The organism is Edaphobacter sp. (genome assembly GCF_035532915.1).
GTDB lineage: Bacteria > Acidobacteriota > Terriglobia > Terriglobales > Acidobacteriaceae > Edaphobacter.
On the sequence record NZ_DATKQC010000253.1, the window covers coordinates 1 to 4,334 of the forward strand.

The 4,334-nt window shown below is 56.6% G+C and carries 4 protein-coding genes and 2 riboswitches; all 4 genes read right to left on the minus strand.

The annotated features are described in order from the left end of the window. Positions 1 to 249: CrcB family protein (locus VMU57_RS12200; RefSeq protein ID WP_325383764.1), on the minus strand; the 249-nt coding region annotated here is incomplete at its 3' end. Between the two features lie 6 nt (positions 250 to 255). After that, on the minus strand, positions 256 to 2,349 hold the full coding sequence (locus VMU57_RS12205) for a dynamin family protein (protein ID WP_325383766.1): 2,094 nt from the start codon (positions 2,347 to 2,349) through the stop codon (positions 256 to 258). Between the two features lie 84 nt (positions 2,350 to 2,433). Further along, positions 2,434 to 3,738, minus strand: coding sequence for a phosphopyruvate hydratase (eno, locus tag VMU57_RS12210; RefSeq protein WP_325383768.1), 1,305 nt, complete (start codon positions 3,736 to 3,738; stop codon positions 2,434 to 2,436). Continuing rightward, positions 3,731 to 3,949, minus strand: a complete 219-nt coding sequence (locus tag VMU57_RS12215) for a hypothetical protein (RefSeq protein ID WP_325383770.1) — start codon at positions 3,947 to 3,949, stop codon at positions 3,731 to 3,733. Before VMU57_RS12215 ends, eno begins: the two co-directional genes overlap by 8 nt. Before the next feature lie 65 nt (positions 3,950 to 4,014). Next, a riboswitch (Fluoride riboswitch) is annotated at positions 4,015 to 4,092 on the minus strand. 158 nt (positions 4,093 to 4,250) lie between these two features. Continuing rightward, positions 4,251 to 4,312: riboswitch (Fluoride riboswitch) on the plus strand. Positions 4,313 to 4,334: the final 22 nt, after the last annotated feature.

A 4,334-nucleotide genomic window follows, 5' to 3' on the forward strand; every position in this document is an offset into this window, starting at 1 on the left:
CGAAAACGTGCTGTAACCGCCGACAAAGCCGACAGGCACCAGGAACCTCCACGCAGGATTCAGGTCCGTTCGCTTAGCCAGAAACGTCAGCGAGAAGCCGATAATCGCACAGGCCGTGATATTGATGACAAAGGTCCCGTAAGGGAACTTTGTTCCCAGACGGCTGGCGACCGCGGAACCAACCCAGAATCTAGCAATGGAACCCAGCGCCCCGCCCACCGCAATATACATATATTTCGACAAACTCATGCCTCCCTATCCATGTGTTCGCATTTCATTTGAAATCTCATCAACTCCCCAGTTCTTCAGGCGAGCCAAGTCGTCTTCCAGTTGCGGCGCATCGATCGCGTCTTTCGAAGTCCCCGCGATCCTGTGCAACTGGACACGATAGGCGTCGGCGTAGGAACTTACCAGGAACTCCATCTTGCTAGCGAACTGCTGGTTCCACTGCGACAGCGCGCGACCGTACAGGTGAAGTTCCTGTTGCAGCAATTCGCCGATACTTTGCCGCAGGCTGTTTCTGATTTTGGCGCGGACCACGCTATCTCCCAGAAACATCCAATGGCTTGTGTTGATGTCCTTCGGTAGCGCCGCCATCTCAAAGCGAGGCATATCGCGCAAGAGAACCTCCAGGTCATCCTGGGCAGGCACGTCGGTTCGCCCCATCTCCTGCGCCACGCTCAGCAATGTGTCGATGGCGCGCCGGCTTACCCAGCTGACACTTCCGATGGATCGCTCCAGGTCTTGCCGAACAGCATCATGGATCCATTCTGAGAGTTGGAAGGAAGTGACACGAGCCTTGGAATGAGTTCGCATCCATCGCAGCGCGGTATCCGCTACCTGGCTCAGGACCGCCTCCGGCGACTCCGCGAGTTTGAGAAAGGCATAGTTGAGAGTGGTGCGCTGCTCCCCAATCATGCCGGTCACATGGCGCAATCTCTCCTCCAGACCCTGCGCATCGGTTGGAAGATTGTGCCCTCCGCGTTTTTTGCGGTCGAGATTCGTCTCCAGCGCCGCAATCACCGAGTCGCGCAAGGTCCCGATCTTTCTTGCGACGGAGCCGTTCCGGAGACTTCGTGCCTGGTCGAATCGGGGAAGCAACTCTCGCTCAAAGAAATAATCGAGCAGGATGGAATGGCTCGAAAGCGAGCTGACAGGATGAACGTTCATTTCCAGACCCAACTCGTGTTGCAGCTGTTTCTGAATGTAGCCGACAACCTGGTGCAGATCTCCTTCCGCGAGCAGGTCTGCCTTGCTGAGTAGAACGATGGCGGGGATTCCCGCTTCATACAGCAGGCGCAGAGTTCCGATGTCTTCGTCGTTTAACGTAGCCCCTGCATCGATCAAGAGCAGCGCAAGGTCGCACGTAGGAAGATAGGCCAGAGTTTCCGCTCCTCCCCGCCTCGCCAGGGAGCCGAGTCCCGGCGTATCCACCAGCACGATGCCGTGCCGGAGGCGTGGCGATGGGACCTCAACCACCACTCTCACGACATTTCTCAGGTTGCCGGGGTTCTCTTGTTCCGTGACCAGGCCGGGTAGGTCCTCGACCTTGACGATCTCATTTCTTCCGTCGCCATAGGTCACCGTCGCTCGCAAGGATGTCCCGTAGCGCAATTTGGTGGGCACCGCCGTGATGGGGTTGATGCCGACGGGAAGAACATCCGTGCCGAGCAGCGCATTCAGCAGAGAAGATTTGCCGCTGCTGACTCGACCGAATAGGGCCACTTCCAAATCGTTGTCCTCCAGGCGTGACGCAAGCGAATCGATGCGCGATCGGAATTCCACTAGGCCTTGACGGGTGACGATCTGCTCCATGAGCCGCAACAGGTCCACATCGCACCCGGTTTCCTCCAGTTTCCGGAGGCGCGCCTCCAGGTTGGTCCCCAATTCCTGGCGGACATAGCGTTCCATGCCCGCGACCAGGGAGCGAAGCTCGTAGACCACTCCATTGAGTTCGCTTACCGCATCCTCCGGGACAGCGCCATAGCCACGCATGTAACCGGGTTTTAGTTCCTCGACCGCGATGTCGACAAAAGCCAGGTCTGTCATCACCGCGCGTGTCGCTGGAATTTCCGGCGAGTTTGGTCTCATGTGCTGCCAGGCCAGCGTACGCAGCAGTTGCGAGCGCAGGCGGCGGATGTGGTCCTCAATCGCACGGGTCTGCGCGGGTGTGATGTCCACGACGTAGCGGGGGAACGGAGATGGAGACGTCGCCGCATGAAGAACGTGTTCAACGTCGCTCAGAAGCTTGTCGATATATTGGCAAGTGACTCTGAGATGTCTCTGCTGGGGATCGTTTAACTCCCCGGGGTGTCGGTTCAAGGTGAGATCGGGTACGGGTTCGGGCATGACTCCTCCAAGTATTTGAAGCTTCGAGGAGTCATCTGCCCAGTTGAGCGGTTTGCGGTGGACTCCAACACCTACTGCGATTTGCTATGCCTTCACCGACGTCTGCCAGCGGTCGTAGATGGCGGTGCCTGCGTAGCGGGCCTTGGTTCCGAGTTCGCGTTCGATCTCCAGAAAGCGGTTGTACTTTGCGATACGTTCGCCGCGACTGGTCGAGCCGGTCTTGATTTGCCCCATGCCCGCCGCCACTGCCAGGTCCGCGATGCTGGTGTCATCGGTCTCGCCCGAGCGGTGAGAGATGACCGCGCCGTAGCCGTTCGCGCGAGCAATCTCAATACATTCGAGCGTCTCCGTCAACGTGCCAATCTGGTTCAATTTGATCAGGATGGCATTGGCAATGCCGTCCTTGATTCCCTGACGAAAGAGGTTGGGATTGGTGACAAAGTTATCGTCGCCGATCAATTGGATTCGGTCTCCCAGCGTCCTGGTCAGTTGCTGCCAGCCGGCGCGATCGTCTTCCGCAACCCCATCTTCAAGCGCCCAGATTTCCGGATACCGATCAAGCAGGATTTTCCAGAAATCGACCATCTGGGCCGGCGATTTCCTGCTCTTGTCTGACTTCTCGAAGACATACGTGCCATCTTCAAAAAACTCGCTGGTGGCCGGGTCTAGGACGATGACCAGGTCTTTGCCCGGCTTATACCCGGCCTTCTGAATTGCTTCGAGAATCAGTTCGATGGGCTCTTCGTTGGACTTCAACTGCGGCGCGAATCCGCCTTCGTCTCCGACCCCTGTGCTGTAGCCTTTCTTGTGCAGCACGGCTTTGAGAGCATGGAAGGTCTCGGCGGCTGCGCGCAGTCCCTCGCTGTAGCGAGGGGCGCCGACTGGTGAAATCATGAACTCCTGAAAATCCACGTTGCTATCAGCGTGACTGCCGCCGTTCAGCACATTGAACCAAGGCGCCGGAATTAGATTGGCTCCCTCGTTGCCAAGACTGGCATAGAAGGGCAGGCCCCGATCTTTCGCCGACGCCCTTGCAACCGCCAGTGACACTCCAAGAATCGCGTTGGCTCCCAGTCGCGCTTTGTTCGAGGTCCCATCCAGTTCGCAAAGCTTTTTATCCAGTGCCCTTTGATCGTTAGCATCGAATCCGCGAACGACATTGTGAATTTCGCCTTCAACGTGGCTCTTCGCCTTCAGCACACCTTTGCCGCCAAAGCGGGCTTTATCTCCGTCCCGCAGTTCCACCGCTTCGCGCTTGCCGGTCGATGCTCCAGAGGGAACTTTCGCCGTTGCCTTCACTCCGTTTGCCAATGTTGCCGTGACTGCGAGGGTTGGATTGCCTCGGGAATCGAGGATTTCAAGAGCTTCAAGTTTTGCAATCTCAGACATGATGAGTACGCTTTCCCGACACAAGGTCGTTGGTTGTGAGAATTCCTAAGATCTGGGATGGGGCGGAATACGAACGCCACGGCGCGATGCCGTTTGCCCCGTTCCGATAGATGGGATTTTCGATCATGATCCGCGCGCGAGGGATGACACGCGCGATTGCGCCAAGCACCAGACCGGCGTAAAAATTCTGTAGAACCCATGTGTAATTCATGGATCCAAAAACTCCAATTCACTTGTATTCAGGGAAAACGCCGGGACACAACTCCGCGACAGGATTCCCTGTCAGGAGTCATCATCTGTCCGGCCTATTGGAAGGGACAGCGGTTAAAGGTGAACTCCCTCACCTAACCAACCCTTACTTTTATTCCATTGCTGCCGCCGCTGTCAACACTCACTACTGAAAGGCATGGCATCACGAGTTCCCTGCGATCGCAATGGTCGAATGTCAATTCAGCCAACTCTTGCGATCTTGACAAACCCGCAGCGAGGATCGAAGATTCATTTACAAACAGTTTGTACCTGGTGATGAAGTCCACCGTTAACCGCCTTCATGGCTGATGACTCCTACCCTAACGGGGAACTATGCCATGAAGAAA